The 23,620-nt window shown below is 67.5% G+C and carries 14 protein-coding genes; 3 read left to right on the forward strand and 11 right to left on the reverse strand.

Annotated features, from left to right (window positions below; genetic code table 11):
* Positions 1 to 27: 27 nt before the first annotated feature.
* Positions 28 to 3,807, reverse strand: coding sequence for a nitrate reductase subunit alpha (locus tag ACQP1T_RS08235; protein ID WP_433759346.1), 3,780 nt, complete (start codon positions 3,805 to 3,807; stop codon positions 28 to 30).
* Between the two features lie 926 nt (positions 3,808 to 4,733).
* Between ACQP1T_RS08235 and ACQP1T_RS08240 the strand changes: the two genes are divergently transcribed.
* Positions 4,734 to 5,528, forward strand: coding sequence for a helix-turn-helix domain-containing protein (locus tag ACQP1T_RS08240; RefSeq protein ID WP_433759347.1), 795 nt, complete (start codon positions 4,734 to 4,736; stop codon positions 5,526 to 5,528).
* A gap of 67 nt (positions 5,529 to 5,595) precedes the next feature.
* Here ACQP1T_RS08240 and mtnC read toward each other — a convergent pair whose 3' ends face one another.
* The 10 genes from mtnC to ACQP1T_RS08290 form a co-directional block, all read right to left on the reverse strand.
* Positions 5,596 to 6,279 (reverse strand): acireductone synthase, encoded by a 684-nt coding sequence (gene mtnC, locus ACQP1T_RS08245; RefSeq protein WP_433759348.1) that lies wholly within the window; start codon positions 6,277 to 6,279, stop codon positions 5,596 to 5,598.
* Positions 6,276 to 6,851, reverse strand: coding sequence for a 1,2-dihydroxy-3-keto-5-methylthiopentene dioxygenase (locus tag ACQP1T_RS08250; protein WP_433759349.1), 576 nt, complete (start codon positions 6,849 to 6,851; stop codon positions 6,276 to 6,278). Before ACQP1T_RS08250 ends, mtnC begins: the two co-directional genes overlap by 4 nt.
* Positions 6,848 to 8,515: an S-methyl-5-thioribose-1-phosphate isomerase gene (gene mtnA, locus ACQP1T_RS08255; protein ID WP_433759350.1), complete on the reverse strand. Its 1,668-nt coding sequence runs from the start codon at positions 8,513 to 8,515 to the stop codon at positions 6,848 to 6,850. The genes ACQP1T_RS08250 and mtnA overlap by 4 nt, the downstream gene beginning before the upstream one ends.
* Before the next feature lie 89 nt (positions 8,516 to 8,604).
* Positions 8,605 to 10,917, reverse strand: a complete 2,313-nt coding sequence (locus ACQP1T_RS08260; RefSeq protein ID WP_433762087.1) for an arylsulfatase — start codon at positions 10,915 to 10,917, stop codon at positions 8,605 to 8,607.
* A gap of 56 nt (positions 10,918 to 10,973) precedes the next feature.
* A complete protein-coding gene (locus ACQP1T_RS08265) occupies positions 10,974 to 11,387 on the reverse strand; it encodes a hypothetical protein (protein ID WP_433759351.1) in 414 nt (137 codons plus the stop codon).
* Between the two features lie 288 nt (positions 11,388 to 11,675).
* Positions 11,676 to 11,867 carry a hypothetical protein gene (locus tag ACQP1T_RS08270; protein ID WP_433759352.1) on the reverse strand — a complete coding sequence of 64 codons (192 nt, stop codon included), beginning with the start codon at positions 11,865 to 11,867 and terminating at the stop codon, positions 11,676 to 11,678.
* A 92-nt stretch (positions 11,868 to 11,959) separates the two neighbouring features.
* Positions 11,960 to 13,744 (reverse strand): NTP transferase domain-containing protein, encoded by a 1,785-nt coding sequence (locus ACQP1T_RS08275; protein WP_433759353.1) that lies wholly within the window; start codon positions 13,742 to 13,744, stop codon positions 11,960 to 11,962.
* A gap of 96 nt (positions 13,745 to 13,840) precedes the next feature.
* A complete protein-coding gene (locus ACQP1T_RS08280; RefSeq protein WP_433759354.1) occupies positions 13,841 to 14,581 on the reverse strand; it encodes a VOC family protein in 741 nt (246 codons plus the stop codon).
* Positions 14,582 to 14,620: 39 nt separating this feature from the next.
* A complete protein-coding gene (locus ACQP1T_RS08285; RefSeq protein ID WP_433759355.1) occupies positions 14,621 to 14,917 on the reverse strand; it encodes an MGMT family protein in 297 nt (98 codons plus the stop codon).
* Entirely contained in the window at positions 14,917 to 15,702 is a 786-nt protein-coding gene (locus ACQP1T_RS08290; protein WP_433759356.1) for an alpha/beta fold hydrolase, read from the reverse strand. Before ACQP1T_RS08290 ends, ACQP1T_RS08285 begins: the two co-directional genes overlap by 1 nt.
* A gap of 105 nt (positions 15,703 to 15,807) precedes the next feature.
* Between ACQP1T_RS08290 and ACQP1T_RS08295 the strand changes: the two genes are divergently transcribed.
* Positions 15,808 to 19,800, forward strand: coding sequence for a PD-(D/E)XK nuclease family protein (locus ACQP1T_RS08295; protein ID WP_433759357.1), 3,993 nt, complete (start codon positions 15,808 to 15,810; stop codon positions 19,798 to 19,800).
* Entirely contained in the window at positions 19,797 to 23,564 is a 3,768-nt protein-coding gene (locus tag ACQP1T_RS08300) for an ATP-dependent helicase (RefSeq protein WP_433759358.1), read from the forward strand. The genes ACQP1T_RS08295 and ACQP1T_RS08300 overlap by 4 nt, the downstream gene beginning before the upstream one ends.
* Positions 23,565 to 23,620: the final 56 nt, after the last annotated feature.

Consider the following 23,620-nt stretch of genomic DNA (forward strand, 5'->3'; position numbering starts at 1 on the left):
GCGCAGTGTGACTTCGTCGCGCTCATGTCAGTACTCCACTTCCTGCGAGCGGCGTCGAATGGTCGTGACTTCGTCGCGCTGATTTCCGGTGGGGCCGTGGTAGTTCAGCGCGAAGGACTGCTGCGCATAACCGCCGATGAGATGCGATGGCTTGATCATGATGCGGGTCAGCGCGTTGTGGATACCGCCGCGCTTACCCTTGCCCGGCTGCTTATCCGGTGCGCCCCAATCGAATCCGCCCGGCGCACCCTCGATGCGCGGCACATCCACCGCCCGGTCCTGGGCGTGGTACATGAACACCGTGCCCTCGGGCATCCGGTGGCTGACGATGGCCCGCGCCACGACCACACCATTACGGTTGACCGCCTCGATCCAATCATTGTCCGACACACCGATTTTCGCGGCATCGCGATCCGACATCCAGATCGACTGCCCACCGCGCGAGAGCGTCAGCATGTGCAGGTTGTCCTGGTAGGCCGAGTGGATGGACCACTTGGAATGCGGGGTCAGGTACCGAACGGTGACGCCGTTGTCACCGACGGCCCCCACCCCGGGCTCACTGAACAGCGCGCTCATATCGAGCGGCGGCCGGAACACCGGCAGCTGCTCACCGAGTTCGGCCATCCAATCGTGATCGAGGTAGAAGTGCTGGCGCCCGGTCAGGGTGTGCCATGGCTTGAGTCGTTCGGTATTGATGGTGAACGGCGAATACCGTCGTCCGCCGGTCTCACTACCCGACCACTCCGGCGAGGTGATCACCGGCACCGGCCGAGATTGCGTGTCCGCGAAGGTAATTCGCTTGCCCTCGTGCTCGGCGGCGAGATCGGCCAGCTCGGTGCCGGTGCGCCGCTCCAGTGCTCGGAAGCCTTCGACCGCGAGCCTGCCGTTGGTGGTGCCGGACAGCGCGAGGATGGCCTCGGCCGCGTGGGTGTCCTTGGCAAGTGACGGACGTCCCTGGGCCACACCGGAAACCACGGTCCCGTTCACCCCAGCGAGGTAGGCCACTTCTTCGTCCGGATGTGTGGTGACGCCCTTGGTGGTGACGCCGAGCGTATCGATCAGCGGTCCGAGCGCGGCCATCTTCTCCGCGACCTTCGGGTAGTCCCGCTCGACCACGACGAGCTTCGGCATGGTCTTGCCCGGAATCGGCTCGCACTCACCGGCTTTCCAGTCCAGTACGCGGCCACCGGCCTGCGCCAGCGCATCCGGCGAATCGTGCTGCAGCGGTACCGCGACGATATCCTTGCGCTTGCCCAGATGCTTCTCGGCCATCCAGGAGAATCCGCGCGCGATCCGGTGGAACGCCTCGAAGTCGGTCTTGGCCTCCCACGGCGGGGAGATGGCGGGGGAGAAGGCGTGCACGAACGGGTGCATATCGGTGGAGGACAGATCGTGCTTCTCGTACCAGGTGGCGGCGGGCAGCACGATATCGGAGAACAGCGTGGTGCTGGTCATCCGGAAGTCCAGCGACAGCAGCAGATCCAGCTTTCCGCTCGGCGCCTCCTCGCGCCAGACCAGTTCCTGCGGCCGCACACCCGCCGCATCGGTGGTCTGCAGATTGGAGTCCGCGCCGAGTAGGTGCTTGTGGAAGTACTCGTTGCCCTTACCGGAGGAGCCGAGCAGATTCGCCCGCCACACGGTCAGGCAGCGCGGGAAGTTCTCCGGCGCATCGGGATCCTCACAGGCGAAGCGCAGGTCGCCGGACTTCAGCCCGTCCACCACATGTTCGGGCGCGGACTTGCCCGCGGCCTCGGCCTCGTCCGCCAGATCCAGCGGATTGCGGTCGAAGGTCGGATAACTCGGCATCCAGCCGAGGCGACTTGCCAGCGCGATATTGTCCGCGGCGGTGCGGCCCGCGAACTTCCCGGTGCCCGTTGGGGACGCGAAGGATTGCGCGGTGAACGGGTCGTAGCGCCATTGGTCGTTGCTCAGGTACCAGAACACGGTGCCCTGCATCTGACGCGGCGGTCGCTGCCAGTCCAGCCCGAAAGCCAGTGTGGACCAACCGGTTACCGGACGGCACTTCTCCTGGCCGACGTAATGCGCCCAGCCGCCGCCGTTCACACCCTGGCAGCCGGTGAGCAGGGTGAGCGTGAAAAAGGAGCGGTAGATCTGGTCGGAGTGGAACCAGTGGTTGGTGCCCGCGCCCATCAGGATCATCGAGCGGCCGCCGGATTTGTCGGCGTTATCGGCGAATTCGCGGGCGATCCGCTGCGCTTGCGCGGCGGGTACGCCGGTAATGGCCTCCTGCCAGGCCGGGGTGTACGGCTCCGAAGCGTCGTCGTAGCCGGTCGGCCAGGTGCCGGGCAGCCCGTCGCGTCCCACGCCGTACTGCGCGAGTAGCAGATCGAATACCGTGGTGACCCGCTTACCCGCGACGGTGATCGTCGGCACGCCGCGCACCAGCACGCCCGCGGTATCGGTATCGAAGCGCGGCAGCTGCACCGCGACCGGGCGCTGGTCGGCGCGGTCGTGCAGGGTCAGCAGCGGATCGACGCCCTCGAGATCCAGGTTCCACTTGCCCGCATCGCCCGCGGTGAAGCGATGACCGAGCGAACCGTTGGGCACCACCGGATTGCCCGCGGCATCGAGCAGCACCATCTTGTGCTCGGCGGTCTCATCGGTGTGGCCGAGATCGGCGGCGGTGAGGAATTTGCCCGGCAGCGCACCGTCGTGGTGGTAGTTGCCATTGGCATCCCAGCCCTCCGGGTCGTCGAGGCACACCAGGAACGGCAGGTCGGTGTAGCGCTTGACGTAGTCGAGGAACCGCGCGGTGCTGCGCTCGACGAAGAACTCCTTGAGAATGACGTGCCCCATCGACATGGCAAGGGCCGCATCGGTTCCCGGTCGCGCGGGCACCCATTCGTCGGCGAATTTGGTGTTGTCCGCATAGTCGGGTGAGACCACGACGACCTTCTGGCCGCGATAGCGCGCCTCGGTCATGTAGTGCGCGTCGGGGGTTCGGGTCACCGGGACATTCGAACCCCACATGATGAGGTATCCCGCGTCGAACCAGTCGGCCGATTCCGGCACATCGGTCTGGTCGCCGAATACCTGCGGGGAGGCCACCGGCAGGTCGGCGTACCAGTCGTAGAACGACAGCATCGAGCCGCCGAGCATCGAAATGAACCGTGCGCCGACGGCATGGCTGACCATCGACATGGCCGGAATGGGGGAGAACCCGGCCACCCGGTCGGGCCCGTACTTCTTGATCGTGTGCACGTGCGCGGCGGCCGCGATTTCGGCGGCCTCCCACCATTCCGCGCGCACGAATCCACCCCTACCGCGAGAAGACTTGTAGCGCTTGGCCTTTTCCGGATCCTCGACAATGGATTCCCAGGCGAGTACCGGATCCTTGAGCCGCTCCTTGGCCTCGCGGTACAGCTCGAGCAGTACTCCGCGCACATATGGATAGCGCACCCGCGCGGGGGAGTAGGTGTACCAGGAGAAGGACGCACCGCGTGGGCAGCCGCGCGGTTCGTATTCGGGCTTGTCCGCGCCGACCGAGGGATAGTCGGTCTGCTGCGACTCCCAGGTGATCACGCCGTCTTTGACATAGATCTTCCAGGAGCAGGATCCGGTGCAGTTGACCCCGTGCGTGGAGCGCACCACCTTGTCGTGCGACCAGCGGTCCCGATAGAACTCGTCGGCAGTGCGCCCGCCCACCTGGTGCAGGCTGCGCTGATCCGCCGAGACCTCGCCGCGGTGGAAATATTTGCCGAGACGCAGCAGTGCGTCACTCGCGTCGGTGGATTGCCGATCGGCCGAATCGGAGGACGCGGAAGCCTGAGTGCGCGGATTAACCACGACGCCCCCTTCGAGCTGTGGAATCGGGCTGATGCACCGACTGTAAGGAGGTCACGACGCACGTCCAAACGAATCTCTCACAGCCCGCACTTCGCGCTCGTGAGGTGTGAGGTCGACGCAACGTGGCGGTCACCGCGCGATTGCCGCGAAATGCCGAAGACATCGATGTGACCAGGGCTGATCCGCCCTGACCGGCCGAAATGCGGCTTGCGGATGGTGTTTCGGAGACTAGCCGGTGATGCTTTGGAAACCACCGGTTCTCAGTTGGTTTACATTTGTTAACACATCCGGCGGGGGTTGGAGAGGCCGATTCCGCACCCGCGCACGGCGGTCGGGCCACCCCGCGCACACTGATTCTGCGGCCTGCTGAACCATTCGCTATCGGTTTGCCAATGGTTTCGGCCCTCAGGATCTCGACCGATGATTCTTCGGCGCATGGAGCGATTCGAGGCCGCCATCGAGTCCGGCGAAGGCGCGCCCAGGCCGCCTTGCTCACCGCGGCGCCCGGGTGTGGCCGTCGGACCCCGGTCCTGGCCGGGACGCGGCAAGGCACCCCCGGCGCGCGCCACATCGAGAAGACTTCCGAGGCAGCGCGCCAGCTCCGCATCCAGCTTGCTGCTGCCGCGCCCGGGATTCCGCCGAGCGTAGTGATAAGGCGGTCGAATTCGCCTTGGGTGACCACCATTCGACTACGTTCGACGGAATCCCGGGCGCGGCAGCAGCTATCTGGAGGCGGCGCTGGATCCGCGGGTTCGGCGCGAATGTTGTTGGTGCTCTGGGGGATTCGTGTTCGGTGTGGCGGCCGGGCATTTGGATGCCGGTCGGAAATTGGAGCAAACACGTCGTTTAATATTGGATCGGCTCGCACTTCTGTGCAGAACTACCAGCTTTGTCGAACATCTACAGCTTCATAGGAGTGTATTGCTGTGCCAAGCAGGTCGACCGAGTCCGGCGACGGGGCTCGGGTGCGCCCGCCCACCTTCGGTGGCGAGTTGCGCAGACTGCGCGACGATCGACGCATTTCTCGGGAAAAGCTGGCATTCGCCGCGGGCGTGAGCACCAGCTATATCACCCACCTGGAGAGCGGCGACCGGGAACATCCCACCAGGACGGTGGTGAATGCGCTGATCGGATATCTGGATCGGATGGCGCCGCTCACCGATGCCGAACGCCGACTGTTTTTCGATCTGGCCGGATTGGGCGTGGACCGATTTCCCTCGGTGCTCGAACTGCGCGATGAGATCGGCACGGATATGCGCGACGGACTGCGCCTGCACGAGCCGAATGCGGCGGCCTATGTCGATACCCGATGGAATGTCCTGTCCTGTAATGACTCCTACGCCACCGCATTTCCCGGCCTGGTCGACGATGTGAATGTGCTGCGCTGGTTCTTCGGCAACGAGCTGTCCAAACAGGTCATGGTCGAATGGGAGCGCGAGGCCGCGCTCACCGTCGACTGGCTGCGCGGACTGATCGGTCAGTCCGGCGATACCGCCTGGTCCATCGAATTCCTCGACGAACTCGGCGGGTATCCGGACTTCCGCAGAATGTGGGCCGCGGGCGGCACCACCTACGGCCGGGATCGGCCCATGCATCTGCGCGATCTGGCCTCCGGGGAGTGCTATCGACTGGATGTCCAACTGTTCCGGGTCGATTCGGGTAATCATCCGGGCAGGATCCAATTCTTCCTCGGCATCCCGAGCAGGTGCGCCGATCAGTGACCAGCCCGGCCGGCTCATGCACAGTCCGCCCCTGATCAGCGCCTGACTCGCACGGCAGGCGCATAGCTCAGGGCAGCGTCAGTTCCGCGAACGAGGAGATCCAATGATGCGGGGGGCGTGCGGGATTCGGTTCGCCGGGCCGGTGGACACCGGTCACCGACCAGCCCGCGGTAACGGCGGCATCGAGTTCGTCGGGATGGTCGGACAGGAACAGGATGCGATCGGCGGGAGTGCCGATGGCGCTCGCGATCTTTTCGTAGGAGGCGGATTCGCGTTTCGGACCCGCGCTGGACAGGTCGAAGTAGCCGCTGATCAGCGCGGCCAGATCGCCGCCGCGGGCGAAGGTGAACCAATCCTGTTGGTTGCGTACCGATCCCGAGGAGTAGACATAGAGCCGCAGACCGGCGGCGTGCCAGGCGGCGAGGGCGGGTGGGACGTCCGGGAAGAACTCCCCGTGCAGCGCGCCGCTGCGGAAGCCCTCGGCGCAGATGATGCCCTGCGCGGCCTTGAGCGGTTCGGCCTTCACATCGGAGCCGAGCCAGTCGCGCAGGATCGCGGCGATCTCCTCGGTGTCGGCATCGGGGCGGTCGGCGAGTTCGCGGGTGGCCGCGATAATGGGCGCGGCCGCGGCCGTGCGGTTTTCGGCCAGCCATTCGGGCAGGCGGGCGCGGGTGTAGCCGTAGAGGTCCTCGCGCACCGAACTGGTCGGGCTGGTTGTGCCCTCGATATCGATGACGACCGCGGCGATCACGGGGCCGTCAGCAGCTGATCGAGTGTCGGGAAACCCGAGCTGATGGGGTCACCGGTGAAATCGCCGACCCAGCCGTCGGCTTCCTCGAAGAAGCGGATGGCGATGAAGTCGGGCCGGGTGCCCATATCGAACCAGTGCAGTGTGCCAGCCGGAACCGAAAGCAGATCGCCGCCTTCGCATACCGCGGCCACCACCTCGTCACCCAGATGCAGATAGAAGCAGCCGCGTCCGGCCGCGAAGAACCGCACCTCGTCCTCGGCGTGCCGATGCTCGTTCAGGAACTTCTCCCGCGCGCCCTTGGCGATCTGCGGCCACTCCGGATTCGCGTCGTCCGGATGGATGCGGGCGATATCGATGTGCTGGTAGCGGCCGGAGGCATTGAGCTCGGCCACGCGATCGGCGTATTCGGCGAGCAGTTCCTCCGAGGCGGTCTCGGTGGCATTGTCCAGCACCGGCCACCGATCGAAAGTGATACCGCGAGCGGCCAATTCGGCCCCGATCAGCGCATCGTCGGTGGTGCGCAGCAGTATCTTGTCGGCATCGTCGGCGGCCATAACCTGCAACAACGTCATGATGTCAGTCCAATCTCGAGGATCTCGTTCGGATTGCGCGTGGCGAATGCCTGCCGACGGCCGGTGCGAGCCACCAGCTCACACAGGGCCTCGAGGCATTCGGCGCGGTCGCGAGCCTGGGGAAGATTGTCGCCCCACGTCGTGATCCCATGACCTGCGATAGCCAATACCGGTGCCGCGGTGGGGTTCTCGAGCAGGTAGGCCTCGATATCCGCGCCGATGCGCGCGACCTCGGGCCAGTTCGGGAAGACGGGCAGGTCCAGGGCGGTCGGATAGCTGCCGTCCGACTGCTTGGCGACCAGACCTTTGATGAGTTCGTAGTCGGTGATCCGCAGGGTGGTCGGTGCGGCAGGGGAGCCGGAGCGCGTCACGGCGGCCGTCGCGTAGGGCGGATGAATGTGGACAACGGCCGCGGCACCGGTGGTTCGGTACACCGCCGTGTGAATTGTGGTCTCCGCCGAGGGCTTTCGCCGCTGATTCGGTGTCGGCGCGGAATCGGCGATGCGGACGGTCACCATATCCGCACCGGTCAATTCGCCCTTGGACAAACCACTGCCGGTGATCACCGCGGTATCGCCGGTGCGCACCGAGATATTGCCCGCCGTGCCCGGCATCCAACCCCGCCCGTACAACTCGCGGGCGATATCGGCGATGGCCGCACCTTCGGCATTCGCGCCATAGACGACACCCAGCTCGGTCACGACCGCCGTCACCAACTCCGCGGGCGTCACATCGAAGGCCGGGTTGAAAACCGCGGTACCGACGGGAGCCGTTGTGACACCGCCGAATCCGGTCACCTCGGCGGCGGCCCGCTGTTCGACGACGATATTCGCACCGGTCGCCATCTTCGGATCACGCGTCGACTCCGGCGCGACCACGATGAATGGAATGCCGTGGTGGTTGGCCGCGATGGCGAGCCCATAGGTGCCGATCTTGTTCGCGACATCGCCATTGGCGCTCACTCGGTCCGCGCCGACCAGCACGCAGTCGACCTGACCGGTCGCCATCGCCCAGGCGGCGGCCGAATCGATGGTGAGCCGATGCGGTATGCCCGCCTCGGCCAGCTCCCAGGCCGTCAGCCGGGCACCCTGTAGTAGCGGTCGGGTCTCGTCGACCAGGACGTTCTCGATGGCACCGCGCTCCGACAGCACCCGCATCGCCCCGATCGCGGTGCCATAGGCGCTGGTCGCCAGCCGCCCGGTATTGCAGTGGGTGAGCACCCGCAACGGCCGGTCCGGGCACAACCGCTGCACGAGATCGGCGGCATGGGTCGCGGCTGCCCGGTTGACCCGTCCGTCCTCGGCCAGCATGGCCTGGGCTTCGGCGAGTACCGCATCCGCGCCGAGCGGCACCGCGGGCAGCACCCGCCGCACTGCCCAAGCCAGATTGACGGCGGTGGGCCGGGCCTCGGCGATCCGCGCGGCATCCGCCTCGGCCCGCGCCACATCGACGACACCGTCGGTGGTGTGTGCGGCGGTGGCGATGACCACGCCGAACGCACCGGCGATGCCGATCGCGGGCGCACCGCGGATGGCCAGCGTCTTGATGGCGTCGATCACCTGGTCGACCGTGCTGAGCCGCAGCTCGCGCACCTCGTGCGGCAGTTCGCGCTGGTCGATGGTGACCAGCGCACCGTCGTCCCAGCTCAGTGAACTGTCGTCCATCAGGTGCATCCTTCGCCTCGTGCGCAGTGGGGTGTTGTCCCTGGTCAACGGTATCGGACCGGCGGTGCCGCCGGAAATCTGCACCCGGCTCATTCCGCGACGAACTCCGCCTCGCGTTCCACCGCCTCGATGGTCTGCCGCGGCACCTGGATCGGGCCCGGGGTGTAGGTGATCGCGCGCAGATCGCCGGTATAGCGGAAGACGCCTCGGCGTTCGCGCAGCTCCCAGGAGACCGGGCCGCGGGCATCGACGCCGACCGAAATGCCGGTCCACGGTGACATGCCGACGAGCTGAATCTGATCGCGCAGTCGCGGCCCGGGTACGCCGTCGATTTCGATGACGAAATCCGCGCGCAGTCGCGGACGAACGGTGGCGCGCACGGTGATCCGTCGGACACCCGCAGCGAGCGGTTCGCTCGCAACCGTGTTGTAGATGCCATAGCTGTTGAGCCCGAATAAGACTCGGTCGTCCTCGATATAGAGCACATAGCCGCCGAGCGGATCACCGTGCGCGACGAGCACACCCTCGTCGCCGGGCTGGTAGCCGGCGAGTTCGGCGTCGATCGTGAAGTCGCGGTAGGCGATCAACCGCTGCGAGCGGTAGCGCTCCAGAGTCGGTGTGCCAGGCAGCAGTCGCACCGGTGCGGAGAAACGCCCCTCCTCGGGTCGCCGCCGTGCCAGATCCTGACGGGTGACCAGCGGGAAAACCGTATTCGCCCAGGCGGAGTCGTCCCAGGCGGCGGCGAGTTCGGCGACTTTCTCCGGGAACTGCTCGGAAAGATCGTGCAGTTCGGTCGGATCCGCGCGGACATCGAACAGCTGCCACCGCGGCGCGTCGATATCGGTGCCGGGTTCATAGAGCGAGAGCAGTTTCCAGCCGTCGCGGTAGAAGCCGCGATTGCCGACCATTTCCGAGTACTGCTCGGTGTGCTTGGAAACCGCGCGTGGATCGCGCAGCGTCTCGACCGCCGAGATGCCATCGAAATCCTTGGCGGGCAATCCATTACGCACACTCGGCCGCCGCAGCCCGGCCAGCTCCAGCAGGGTGGGCGCGAGATCGGTGACGTAGGTGTACTCGTGCCGGATGCCGTCGTCGTCCGCGGTGCGCGGCAGTCCCTTCGGCCAGGACAGCAGGAACGGCACCCGCACCCCGCCCGCGAAGGTCTGGCCCTTGTAGAAGCGGAACGGCGTATTGGAGGCCTGGCCCCAGCCGCGCGGATAGTGCACACCCAGTTTCGCGGTGCCGATCAGCTCCTCGTCATGCGGCACGTCACCGATCCAGTCCGGATCGGTGATATGCGCGAATTCCGCGAAATAGGTGCGGGTGCCCTCCGGTCCGCCCTCCGCGGTGCCGCCGTTGTCCGAGGTGAACAGGACGATGGTGTTATCGAGTTCGCCCAGCTGCTCGAGGGTATCGAGAAGGCGGCCGAGGCTCTGGTCGATGCTGTCGACCATGCCCGCATACACCTCCATATACCTGGCGAAGCGCCGCTGTTCCTCGGGCGTGAGCGAATCCCATTCCGCGGCTTCATATCCCGGCTCGGTATTGCGCGGCTTCTGCTGTGTCCCCTCCGGGAACAGACCCGCGGCAAGCTGATCGGCGAAGCGGTTCTGCCGCAGTTTGTCCCAGCCCTCGGCGTAGCGGCCGCGATATCTGGCCAGATCCTCCGGCTTGGCCTGCAACGGTCCGTGCATGGCGACGTGGGCGAAGTACAGGAAGAACGGTTTGGCGGCGTCGTGGGCGCGCAGATCCTTGATATAGCTGATCGCCTTATCCGTCAGATCGTCGGTGAGGTAGTAACCCTCGGGATATTCCTCGATGTCGACGACCGAGGAGTCCGAAACCAGCTGGTTCGGGTAGTAGAAGGAATTGAGGCCTTCCAGCGAACCGTAGTAGCGGTCGAAGCCGCGCTGGGTCGGCCACGAATCCCGGTGTGCCGCGGGGTTCATGGTGGCATCGCGGACCAGATGCCATTTGCCGACCGCATAGGTGGCATAGCCGTTGGCGCGCAGTATTTCCGGCAGCGTCAGCACATCGTCGGCGAGTTCCAGGCGCAGACCGGGATATCCGGGATCGGCATTCGCGACGAAGCCGAAACCGGCGCGGTGGGCATTGATTCCGGTCAGCAGCGAGGCGCGCGAGGGCGAGCACAGTGGGGTGGTGTGGTAATTGGTGAGTCGAAGACCGTTGGCGGCCAGCCGGTCCAGCGTCGGGGTCTCGATTTCGGAGCCGAACGGGCCGATATCGCTGTATCCCATATCGTCGATGAGCACCACGATGATGTTCGGCGCACCATCGGGGGCGGTGGGCGGATAGGTCCATTCGGGCGTGGCGTCGGCGGTGGTGCGGCCGATGGCGCCGGTGAAACCTTCATAACCGCGGGCATGGGATGGAACAGGCATCATTCCAGTCAAAACTGCCACCCGCCCAGGTCACCAGCCTTTTGCGCACGGTGCGCCTAAACGCTGACCGCATGGAAGGTCGGCTGGCCCACCGATATCATCCCGGCCAACCCGCTCACCAATAGCGGAACCGTGCCCGCGCTCATCGGCCTCGTCGACGAGTCGCTGGTCCGGTATCCGCACGACACACTGGAACCGGCACCGCTGCTGGCGAAATCGTGGACCCTCGCCGACGACGGACTCGCACTCACGACCTGCGCGTCGAATACGGTTTCGCCTGCTTGTTCATCAGCCACGACCTCGCGGTGGTCCACCAGGTCGCCGACCGCGTCGTGGTCCTCCGCGCGGGCGCCGTCGTCGAAACCGGCCCCGTCGCCGAGGTATTCGCATCCCCTCGGGCCGACTACACACGCCGCCTCCTGGAAGCAGTCCCCATTCCTGATCCCACCCGTCGCGCCCCCGACAGCCAAGTGCTGCTGCGCCTCGGCGCTCGAGCCCCGCCGTCGACCGGACGAGTCGAAATGATTGCTTGTGCGGGGAGTTCCATTCGACCCGCTTCGATGGGCACGCATAATTTTTGCGCGCAAAATAACTCGCCGGGGCGTGGCCATCGGAAAGAATTAAGCCGTCGACCGGCCGGAAAGTATTGCCGTTAATAGTTTTCCAACGGCCGGCGAACCGGAGACCGGACGAAACGAAGCGGGCCGCGCACAACCGGGCCGCCGGCTCACATCGAGGAACCGGCGGCCCGTTTCAGATCAGTGCTGTCCGGTTCGGCGCTGGTCAGCGCCTCGCCGATCGGAAGCCTGGCCTCGCTGATCGCTTTCGATGCGGTCGCGATCGGTGCTCGAGCCGGCTCGGTTCATGCCCTGCTCCTGGCGCTGCTGTTGCTGCTGCCGTTCCATCTGCTTGGGCATTTTCTTAGGCGCCTTCTTCGACTTTTCAGCCATCTCCACTCGGTCCTTTCCGAAGTGATGTTGGATTCGCCTAACCATCACACAATAGCGAGCGGACATCATCAGTGGAAGAAAAAACCGATTCTTTACACCCGGAGCGGGAGGAATTCGACGAGGTCGTCGTCGGTGGCCTCGGCGGGGACGATGACCAGGCCGTCACGGTCGACCACGCCGCCCAGATGGGTGGTTCGGATCTGCGGATCGCCCAGCCAACCGCCGTATGGGGCAAGCCGAGCCGGGACGATGCGGGGGACGGGTCCAGAGATTGCGCTCGCATTGCGCAGCGGCCCGATAAGCGGTCGCAGCGGATGGCTGCCGGTTCGGCCTTCGACGAGGGCGGGTGACAGCGCCATCAGCACGGCGACCGCCGCGAAGGGGTTTCCCGGCAGGCCGAGAACAGTTGTACCGCTGGATAATTCCGCGACAACCGTGGACCCGCCCGGGCGCAATTTCAAGCGGTGCACCAGGATTCGGGCCTCGGCACGGGCGATCGCCGCACGCAGCTGGTCCGCGGCGCCTCCTCCGGTCGCGCCGACGATCACCAGTAGGTCGCAATCGTCCGCCGCGCCGAGCACCTCGTCGAAGCCGCGCGGAGTATCACGCAGGTGCACCCGATCGATCGCTCGAATTCCATACCAGGACAGCACATCCGGCAGAATCGGCCCGATCGAGTCGCGGGTCTGACCGGTCTGCAGCGGGCCGGTGCTGCGGATCTCGTCACCGGTCATGATGATGCGGGCCCGCACCGGGCCGCGCACCGACGCTTCGGTCACCTCCACGCTGGCGGCGGCGGAAATCAGCCCGGCCGTGACCGGTGTGCCCTCGGGAGCGACGAGATCGCCCGGTGCCCGGTCCTCGCCGCGGCGGCGAATATCGGCGCGCAGCGGGGAATCCTCATGCTGGTACAGCATTTCGTCATCCTCGATCCGCGCGAATTCATCACGCAGCACCCGCGTGGTGCCGTCGGGCACATGGGCGCCGGTCGCGATTCGCACCGCCTCACCGGGCAGCAGCCCGACCGGCCGTCGCCCGCCCGCGAAACCGATATCGCGCCGCAAACGCCACGGTCCGTCACCGGCTACCGCGTATCCGTCCATCGCGGAGACATCGAAGCGCGGCAGTGATCCGACCGCCGTCAGCGGCGCGGCGAGCGCGGCACCGCGCACGGAACTCAATTCGGTCCGGTACTCGGTGAGTCGAGAGAGGTTGGCGCGCAGGATATCCCGTGCCTCATCCAGCGGCAGCGGCGTTGCGGCAACCGCCGCCGGGGGTCCGGGACGAGACTCGCCGACGGCTCTGGTGTCCCAAGCCAACCTGGCCATTCGCACCTGCTCCTCGGTATCGCAATCGGCGATACCGGCCATCGTGACGGTAGCCGTATCGGCCGGGATCAGCGCCTTCATCGGCTGATTGATCAGCGAATCCAGCCGCTGCAACGCGGCCGCCAGCGCCGTCCGTCGCCACACGCCGATCAGATACTGCGGTCGGCCGGATTCGTCGGCCGCGAACACCGCGTCCGCGCCCGATTCGGAGCCGTGCCGAATCAGCTCGGTCACCGTCGCCTTGGACAGGAACGGCAGATCCGCCGCGAGCACCACCACCAGTGGGGCGGCGGTCGGACCGAGCGCGCGCAATCCGGCTCCCACCGCGGCGACCGGACCCGAACCCGGCGGCACCTCCCGCACCTGCGCGATCCGCGCGTCCAATCCGGGCCGATGCGGTCCGACCACCACGGTCCGCGCGCACGGCGCCACCGCGGCCAGGGCGGCATCGAGCATGGATCGGCCGCCGATGATGATGGCGGGCTTATCGACGCCCCCCATCCGGCTGGCACGTCCGCCCGCGAGCACGATCGCGTCGGCGGTGGTCACCGGTCAGCGCCTGGCACGAGAGAGGGCATGGCCGACATGCTAATTCGTCGGATGTACAGATCCGGGGAGGGCGGTCCGGTTCCAGCGGACCAAGGTCTAGACCGTCGAATAGTCGGAGGCCGGTCGGCGCAGGCAGAACTCGTTCGTCTCCGGATCGGCGAGCACCACCCCGGGCGCGCCGTCCGCGTCGACCTGGGTCGCGCCCGCCGCACGTAGCCGGGCCACATCGGCGGCCGGATCGTCGGTGGGGAAGGACGCCAGATCGAAGCGCAGTCGATTGCGGCCGGTCCGCACATCCGGCGTATGGACGAACTCCAGCCAGGAACCCAGCCCCGTCGCCGAGCGCAGCCCGGCTACCCGCGCGCCGTCGTAGGCGACCGGCCAGCCGGAGGCGGTGGACCAGAATTCGGCCAGCCGCTTCGGGTCGTGCGTATCGATCACGATGGCGGCGACCGCACCGGTGTCCACATACTCCTCGCGCGGCTCCAGGACGCAGAACTCGTTGCCCTCCGGATCGGCGAGCACCACCCACGGCACCGCGCCCTGGCCGATATCGACGTGACGGGCACCCAGCGCCAGTGCGCGGTCCACCTGCACCCGCTGATGATCGAGCGAGCGACTGGCCAGATCCAGATGCATCCGGTTCTTGCCGTCCTTGGCGCGTGCGGTCGGCAGGAAGGTCAGGGCCAGATCGTGGCCGTCCGGATCGGGTGCCGCCACATCGACCTCTTCGGCGCGGTCGATCGTCACCGCCCAGCCCAGCAACTCGGCCCAGAAATCCGCGACGAACCGGGGCCGGTCCGCATCGAAGACGACACACGCCAGGCGGGTGGACATAATTCAACGTTAACCGCCGATCGACGGCGGCGGGGCCGTTTACGGGAGCGGAAAACGCGCGCCGCGCAGGTCCACTCGACCGTCGCGGATCGGCACGCCCTCGGCGGCCAGCAGGCGCAACTGCCGATCGGCCAGATGTGCGGCGGGCTTGCCGCCCGCGCCGATCACCCGATGCCATGGCAGATCGGCGGAGTCGGTGCGCATGATCCAGCCGACGGTGCGCGGGGTGGACAATCCGGCCGCCGCGGCGATATCGCCGTAGGTGACGACCCGGCCCGGCGGCACGGTCGCGACCAGCGCGCGCACCCGCTCGACCTCGGCATCGGTGGTGGCCACTACAGGACCGATCGGATCAGCGCCGCGGTCTCGGCCGGTCGGGCCTGGGCGACCATATGGTCGCAGTCCCATTCGAGCACGGTCAGATTCGCGCCCAGATGCGCGGTGAGGGCGGCGCGGAACTCTGGGGTGACGAAGGGGGGCACCACCTTCATGGCCTGCACCAGGATGGTCGGCAGGTCAGCGGGCGGGAGCACATAGTGCCTGGCCAGCTGTCCCCAGTAGGAGTTGACGGCGGGCAGGCTGATCCGCCAGCCGACCCGGCCGTCGGCGGTCGGCATCAGATGTTCGGTGAGTTCGGCATCGAGCAGGCGCGGCTCCACCTCGCCCCAGCCGGTCGCGATCTTGTCCTGGCGGGCGTGCTCGACGGTGTCGTAGTCCGGTGAGGCCAGACTCGAGAGCGCGATATCCATCAGGCGCTCCGCCTCCAGCGCGATCGCCGAATCGAGCAGGATCAGCTTGCGCACCAGGTGCGGATGCCGATGCACCAGGTGCAGCGCGCAGGCCCCGCCGAACGAGTGCGCGACGACGACCACCGGTTCATCGGTCTCCGCGGCGAGCAGTTCGACCAGATCCTCGACGATGGTCTCGAAGTTCCACGGCGGCAACGCGGTCGAGCGACCGTGTCCGCGCAGGTCAGGGGCGATGAACCGGACATCGGGCAGATGTCGGTTGGCAAGATCCTCCCAGCGTTTGCCGTGGCCGGTTACGCCGTGCAGGGCCAGGACTTTCGGCCCGTCGTCAGGCCCGAACCGGTACACATTGAGAGGCGACACAGGTCTCATATTGGCGCATCTGGAAATCCGTCGCAGATCCAGGCGTGTGTCGGACCTCACCGATCGGCGAATCACCCGCGTGGCGTGTCGGAGGTGTCTGTTGCAATAGCCCGCGTGGTGCGATCGGATAGCGCGGTGCGACTTGTTCGCCGGAATGTGGCGGCACCCCCGGCTCGGACCTGGGGTGCCGATGTCCGCGCGCTGTTCGATGCGGCGGCCACGGTCGGCCCGATCCGGCCGGACTGGCGGCCGTGGCAGGTGCTCGGCGGCCCGGGAACCGGCAAGACCGCACTGTTGATCGATCTGGCCGCAGAACGCATAGCCGCGGGCGCGAATCCGGAATCGGTGCTGGTACTGACCCATTCGAAGCAGGCGGCGAGCACGGTGCGCGACGCCATAACCGCCCGGTTGACAGATCCGAACTCCGTCGAGGGCGGGGTACCCGGCGCCACCAGGGAACCGCTGGTGCGCACACTGCATTCCTACGCGTTCTCGGTGCTGCGCAGACATGCGAACGCACACGGCAATCCGCCGCCGCGGTTGCTGACCGGTGCCGAGCAGGATGCCGTACTGCGCGAAATGCTGCGCGGCGACCTCATCGATATCGCGGCCGGGGCGAGCGGTCTGTGGCCGGAACGGCTGCAGCCCGCGCTCGGCCTCGGCGGGTTCGCCGAGCAGTTGCGCGACCTCATGCTGCGGGCCACCGAACGCGGGCTCGGACCCGAGGATCTGGTGCGGCTCGGTCGCGAGCACGGTCGGCCGGAATGGGTGGCGGCGGGCAAATTCGCGGTCCGCTACGAGCAGTCGATGCTGCTGCGCTGGTCGGTCGGAGTGGAGGCGCCCGAGGCGACCGCGCCCGCGCTGGACGCGGCCGAACTCGTCGGAGCCGCGCTGGACGCACTGGCCGGCGATGTCGAACTGCTTGCCGCGGAACGCAATCGGATCCGATACCTGCTGGTCGACGACGCCCAGCACCTGGATCCGCAGGCCGCGCTGCTGGTGCGAGTGCTTGGTACGGCCGCGCACACGGCGGTCGTGGCGGGCGATCCGGATCAGGGTGTATTCGCCTTCCGCGGCGCGGATTCGCGCTTCGTCGCGCAGCTGGCCGCGCCGGATGGACAGCGAATCATCCTGCGGGACAACCACCGATCCGGTGGCGCGGTGGAACTGGCCGTCGCGCGGATCGCGGCCAAGTTGCCCGGCAGTGCGCCACAACGCTTTTCGGCACCCGATCAACCGGCGGCAGCACAGGATGACGACACCGAAGTGCGTGTGCGGGTACTCGCCACCCCGGCCAAGGAAGCGGCCCTGATCGCCGACCATTTGCGCCGCGCCCATCTCACCGATGGTGTGCCGTGGTCGCGCATGGCGGTGATCGTCCGCTCGGTGCCGTTGTCATTGGCTCCGCTGCGCCGCGCCCTGTTGGCGGCCGGAGTGCCCGTACAACAGCCCGCACTCGACGCGCCATTGGCCCGGCGCCGCGGCGCGGCCTGGATGCTGCTCGCACTGCGCGCGGTGCTCGCGGAGGATGCGCAGCAGCGTGGGCGTCGACATTCGGCCGAGGCGATGTTCTCGGCCGAAGACGCCTTGGATCTGCTGGCCGGACCGCTCGGCGGCGCAGATCAGATCACATTGCGCCGGTTGCGTCGCGGTATCCGCCGCAGCGTGCTGGAGGCCGCACGCAGCGAAATCAAGGCCGCACGGGCGCATGCTGGTTCCGAGTCCGGAGCTGAACCCGATTGGGCCGCCGAGGGTTTCCCGCCGGATGAGGAATCGTTCCCGCCGGACGAGGAAAGCTTCGTCCCAGCGGCAGACAGCTCCGAACGGAATGTCACGACGTCCGAACGGAATATCAGCCAAGTCGAGCGGATCACCGACGATGCCGACTGGTACGGCATCGAGCCGGAATTCAGTAGCCGTGATTTGGAATGGCAGAGTGCCCAGCCCGAATCGGACGCCGACGATGCCGAGGCGGATACCGATGCGGCTCCTCAACGCGCAGATGCCGCCGAACTCGGCCGGGGCGAGGCCGAGCAGGCCGCGGATAGCGCTGAGCTGGGTGTGGGTGACGATGCCGAGCGAGGCGCTGGTGACGCCGAACAGAGCACAGCTGAACTGGCCGCGCATGCCTCGGAGCGGGGCGAGGGCGGGCCGAGTACAGATGGGGTCGATCGGGACGTCGACGAGGCCGGGCGGAGTGCGGATGCCGCCGAGCGGAACCCGCTGCGAACCGATCACGCGGGCGCGGATCCTTCCGAACGGGGCAGCGGGGGTCACGCGTCGTCGACACCCGAACTGGACGACAGCGATTCCCAATGGCGCGCGTATGTCGACAAATCGTCCGCGGAGGTGCTGCGTGACCTGCTGGTCGGCCGCGCCGATCGTCGGATCATGGAGCGGCTCACCGATGTCGAGGCGGCGCCGCTGAAACGGGTGTTCGACGCGCTGGACCGGGCCGTCAAGACTCGGCGGCGCGGTGCCGGGCTCGAGGATGTGCTGTGGGCGCTGTGGACCGGGTCGCGGCTGGAACGCCGGTGGGCGGCGCAGTCCGAACGCGGTGGTGCGGCGGGCATGCAGGCCGATCGCGATCTCGATGCCGCCGTCGGATTATTCGATGCCGCAGCCGCTTACGTGGATCGACTGCCGCGTGCGAGCATTGAAGGCTTTGTCGAATTCCTTGTGCAGCAGGAGATTCCGCACGACACCAGATCGCTGACCGCGGCGGGGGAGGCAGTGGCACTGCTCAGTGCGCACGCGTCCGCAGGCCGGGAGTGGGATGTGGTCGCGGTTGCCGCTGTGCAGGAAGGGATTTGGCCGAATCCGCGCCCGCGTGGCACCTTGCTGCAGACCGAGGATCTGGTCGATCTCACCGCGGGCATTGTCGACGCGGGGGCGGTGGTGAGCCGCGCCGCCCCGATCATGGCCGAGGAGCGCAGACTGCTGCTGGTCGCGTGCAGCCGGGCTCGGCGCTCGCTGCTGGTCACCGCCGTGGAATCGGTTTCGGGCGAACGCGATCTGGTGCCGTCCCGCTTCCTCGCCGAACTTCTCGGCCACGACGATGACAGCGAACCCGGCGCGCTCCCGGTCGCCGACCCGGGCCGCGCGCTGGTCATGCATGCGCTGGTAGCCGAATTGCGCGGTGTGGTCTGCGATTCCGAGGCCGAACCGGACCGCAGAAGTCGCGCCGCCCACCAACTCGCCCGACTGGCGCACGCCGGCGTACCTGGCACCCATCCCGACGAGTGGTATGGCACAGCCGATCTCAGCTCGACGCGCTCGCTCTGGGATGACGACGACACCGCCGTTGCGCTGTCCCCGTCCACGGTCGAGCTACTGCGCACCTGCCCGCTGCGCTGGGCACTGGAACGCCACGGCGGCACCGACGGCGACAACCCACACGCCGTCAAGGGCAATCTGGTGCACACGCTCGTTCAGGCACTGGCTGGCAAGGTGCCCGAACCGCAGGTCCGCGCCGCACTGGACAAGGCATGGCAGGCCATCGATCCCGGTACCGGCTGGCATTCCCGCCAGGAACTTCGTCGCACCGAGGCCATGCTGGAGACCTTCATGGCCTGGGTGCGCAATACCCGCGGTGAACTGACCCAGGCCGGAGTGGAGGTCCCGGTCGACTGCGTGTTGCCCCCGCGCACGGAAGACGAACCCGCCGTGCGGATTCGCGGCCGAGTCGACCGACTGGAGCGCGATGCCTTCGGCCGGTTCGTCATCGTCGACGTGAAGACCGGGAAGTCACCGGTCACCAAACAGGCGGCCGTCGACCACGCCCAGCTCGCGACCTATCAGGTCGCGGCCGCCGCGGGCGCGCTCGATATCGGCATGGACGATTCCACCGAATCCGGCCCGGCCGAACCCGGTGGCGCGCGACTGGTCTACGTCGCCAAGCCGAGCAGCAAGGAAGGCGCCACCCAGCGCATGCAGCCCGCGCTCGACGCCGAGGCACTCGACAAATGGCGTGGCACGATTCATGATGCCGCGGCCGCCACCCAGGGCCCGAGCTACCTCGCCATGCGCAACGATGGCTGCAGGCACTGTGCGGTCGCGGGCAGCTGCCCAGTCCAGGACACCGGAAGGCAGGTGACCGACGAGTGAGTGGCGCCGTATCGCCGAACCGGCTCGCGGAAGCGCTCGGCCTGCCGCCACCCACCGCGGAGCAGGCCGCGGTGATCGCGGCCCCACCCGGACCGACCCTGGTCGTCGCCGGTGCGGGCGCGGGCAAAACCGAGACCATGGCCGCCCGGGTGGTGTGGATGGTGGCCAACCGCCTGGTGCCCCCCGATGAGGTACTCGGCCTGACCTTCACCCGAAAAGCCGCCCAGCAGTTGACCTCCCGCATCCGCACCCGGTTGGCCAGGCTGGCCGGTTCACCGCTGCTGCGTGATCTCGACACCGGCGGTGAGCTGCGCGCCCAACTCTCCGGCGCCGAACCCGAAATCAGCACCTACCACTCGTACGCGGGCCGCCTGCTCACCCAGCACGGGCTGCTGCTGCCCGTGGAACCCGCCGCGACACTGCTGACCGAAACCCAACTCTGGCAGCTCGCCCACCAGGTGGTCCGCAACTGGGATGGCGACCTCGACACCGACCGCACTCCGGTCTCGGTGACCGAGGCGGTGCTCGCGCTATCCGGCCAACTCGCCGAACATCTGGTGGAACCCGAACAACTCGCCGAGGCACACACCGAACTCGAAAAACTGGTGCACACCCTGCCCGCGGGCCCGCGGCAACGCGGCGGGCCGAGCCAGGCCCTGCAGAATATCGTCCAGGTGCAGCGCGAACGCGTCGCCCTGCTGCCACTGGTCAACCAGCTCGCCGAGGCCTTACGCCGCCGAGGCGCACTGGATTTCGGCGCCCAGATGTCCCTTGCCGCGCGCCTCGCCGCCGAACATCCCGAGGTCGCCGCCGCCGAACGCGCCCGCTTCCGCCTGGTCCTACTCGACGAATACCAGGACACCGGCCACGCCCAACGCATCTTGCTGGCCTCGCTATTCGGCGGATCGTCACCGCAACCACACGCCAATGGTGGGCACCGCTCCGACTCCCATCGGGCCGACACCGAAGTTCGCCGGAGTGACGGCAATGCGACCCAGCAGCATCGGTCCGCTGCCGAGCAGAGGGCAACCGTCCGTGCCGAACAGCGTTTGGCGGTGACCGCGGTCGGCGATCCGATGCAATCGATCTATGGCTGGCGCGGCGCGTCCGCGGCAAACCTGCCCAGGTTCGCCACCGATTTCCCCAGCGCCCCCGGCATTCCCGCGCCGATTCTGCCGCTGCTGACCAGTTGGCGTAACCCGCCGGAGGCGCTGGCGCTGGCGAATCTGGTCGCCGAACCGTTGCGCCGCAATGCCATCGACAGTGGCGGCGTAACCGTCGACGCATTGCGCGCGAAACCCGACGCCGAACCGGGCGTGGTCGCGCTGGCTCTCACCGAAACCATTGCCGACGAACGGAATTGGGTGGCGGTCCGGATCGCGGCGGAATGGGCGGCCAAACGCGAAGCGGGGGAGCCACCGCCGACCTCGGCCGTACTGGTCCGCCGCAATGCCGATGCCGCCCCCCTCGCGGAAGCCCTACGCGAACAAGGACTTCCGGTGGAAATCGTCGGCCTCGGCGGCCTGCTCGCCACCCCGGAGGTCGCCGATATCGTCGCGACGCTGCGGCTCATCGCGGAACCGGGTGCGGGCAGCGCCGCCATGCGGATATTGACCGGTGCCCGCTGGCGCATCGGTGTCGCGGACCTCGCCGCACTGGCCCGCCGCGCCAGGGATCTGTCGATCAGCCGTCTGCACGGCAATGAGGTCAACGAGATCACCGATTCGACAGCATTGGCCGAGGCGCTGCGCGAGGTGGCGCCCGAACCGGCCGAACAGGCGGGGCTGGCCGATGCGATCGCCGATCCCGGTCCGCCGGAACAGTATTCGGAGTCCGGATTCGAACGCATCGTCGCCTTGAGCCGAGAACTCGCCGCATTGCGCGAGCGCAGCGGTCAGCCGCTCGCCGAACTGGTCTCGGATGTGGAGCGCACCATCGGCGTCGGCGTGGAAACCCAGGCCCGCCGCGCCATGCTCGGCGCCGGTGCCGGACGCGAACATCTGGACGCCTTCGCCGAGGTGGTCGCCGGTTACGCCAGCGATTCCGGTGCCTCGCTCGGCGGTCTGCTCGCCTTCCTCGCCGCCGCCGAATCCGTCGAAAACGGCTTGGAGCCAGGCGAAGTCGAGGTCGCGCGGGATCGCGTCCAAGTGTTGACCGTGCACGCGGCCAAGGGCTTGGAATGGGAGATCGTCGCGGTACCGCATGTGACCCGCGGCGTCTTCCCCTCCGGCGCAGCCTCGGGCACCTGGCTCGGCGCACTCGCCGAACTCCCCACCTCCCTGCGCGGTGACCGCAGACAGGACGATGCCGCCGAGGGCGTCCCCGTACTCGACCTCGCCGACATCTACGACCGCGCCGACCTGGAACGAGCGATCAAGTCCCACAAGGAATCCCTGGACCGCCGCCGCATCGACGAAGACCGCCGCCTGTTCTATGTCGCCCTCACCAGAACCGAACGCGTCCTGTTCGTCTCCGCCCACCACTGGGCCGAAACCGGCACATCCCCGAAGGGGCCATCGGATTTCCTGCTGGAACTCAAACACGCCAGCGAGGCCCCCGGCAGCCCGGCCAACGGTGCGGTCACCATCGACCGCTGGGACGACGCCCCCGACGTCGAGGCCGTCAACCCCTTTACCGATAACCCCGCAGCGGCCGAATGGCCCCGCGACCCTCTCGGCAACCGCCGCGACCCCATCGAACAGGGTGCTTCCCTCGTCCGCGCCGCCCTCGCCGAACTCTCGGCGCAACCCGCAGGCGTCACCAACGCTACGGCACAACCTGCTATCCGTGACAAAGCAACCGCCTCAGTCGATTTCGCGGACCGCGCGCCCCATGACATCGACATGGCACCGACTGTAGACCCTGCCACCGACAACTTTGCCGCACCGATGACAACGGCTGCTCGCGCCGATGATCGCGCCGAGCCCGCACTATGGGTCGATCCGTATGCCGACGTTCCCCCGCCCGAATTCGAACCACCCCCAGACGAATTCGTCCCATCGACCGCCGATCCCACACCACCCCATGGCCATTCCCCCGACCCCGCCGACCCCGACGGTTGGGCCGCCGACGTCGACGCCCTCCTCGCCGAATTCGAAGCCGACCAAGCCATCGCCGAGGAAGTCGAACTTCCCGGCCAGATCGCCGCGACCGCTCTCGTCGAAATGCGCGCCGACCCAGCCAGACTCGCCGCCCGCCTGCGCCGCCCACTGCCATTCCCGCCGAATCCACTGGCTCGCCGCGGCACCGCCTTCCACGCCTGGGTGCAGCGCTGGTTCGCCACCGACCGCCTGCTCGGCTTCGACGAACTTCCCGGCGCGGCCGACAGCACCGCCGCCGACGCGGGCCTGGACTCCGAGCTGGTCACCATGCAGGAGTCCTTCCTCAATTCCCCGTGGGCCCATCGCAGCCCGATCGAAGTGGAGATCCCGTTCGAAACCTCCATCGCTGGCACGGTTATTCGCGGTCGGATGGACGCGGTCTTCGCCGAACCCGGCGGCTGGATCGTCGTCGACTGGAAAACCGGCGCCGAACCCGCGCCCGCCGACGAGCCCGCGGTCGCCCTGCAGCTGGCCGTCTACCGTCTGGCCTGGGCCAGGCTGATGGCGGCCCGCGATCACGGCACCGAAGCGGAAATGCTCGAACGCATCGGCGCCGCATTCCATTACGTGCGCACCGGACGCACCATCGCCCCCGCCGAACTGCCCGGCCCGGAGGAACTGGCCGAGCTGATCCGGAATGCGGCGCCGACGCCCCCGGAATGATCCAGAGATTCACCAACCGTTCGCGTCGAGTCCAGGCGCGCCCGCCGGGACCCGGT

The organism is Nocardia sp. CA-135398, assembly GCF_050955845.1.
Lineage (GTDB): Bacteria > Actinomycetota > Actinomycetes > Mycobacteriales > Mycobacteriaceae > Nocardia.

What these genes read in the sequence shown, in the direction of transcription:
- ACQP1T_RS08270 (WP_433759352.1), bottom strand. Translation starts at nt 11,867, where the DNA reads ATGGCTGAAAAGTCGAAGAAGGCGCCTAAGAAAATGCCCAAGCAGATG.
- ACQP1T_RS08260 (WP_433762087.1), bottom strand. Translation starts at nt 10,917, where the DNA reads ATGCCTGTTCCATCCCATGCCCGCGGTTATGAAGGTTTCACCGGCGCC.
- ACQP1T_RS08280 (WP_433759354.1), bottom strand. Translation starts at nt 14,581, where the DNA reads ATGTCCACCCGCCTGGCGTGTGTCGTCTTCGATGCGGACCGGCCCCGG.
- mtnA (WP_433759350.1), bottom strand. Translation starts at nt 8,515, where the DNA reads ATGGACGACAGTTCACTGAGCTGGGACGACGGTGCGCTGGTCACCATC.
- ACQP1T_RS08250 (WP_433759349.1), bottom strand. Translation starts at nt 6,851, where the DNA reads ATGACGTTGTTGCAGGTTATGGCCGCCGACGATGCCGACAAGATACTG.
- ACQP1T_RS08290 (WP_433759356.1), bottom strand. Translation starts at nt 15,702, where the DNA reads ATGAGACCTGTGTCGCCTCTCAATGTGTACCGGTTCGGGCCTGACGAC.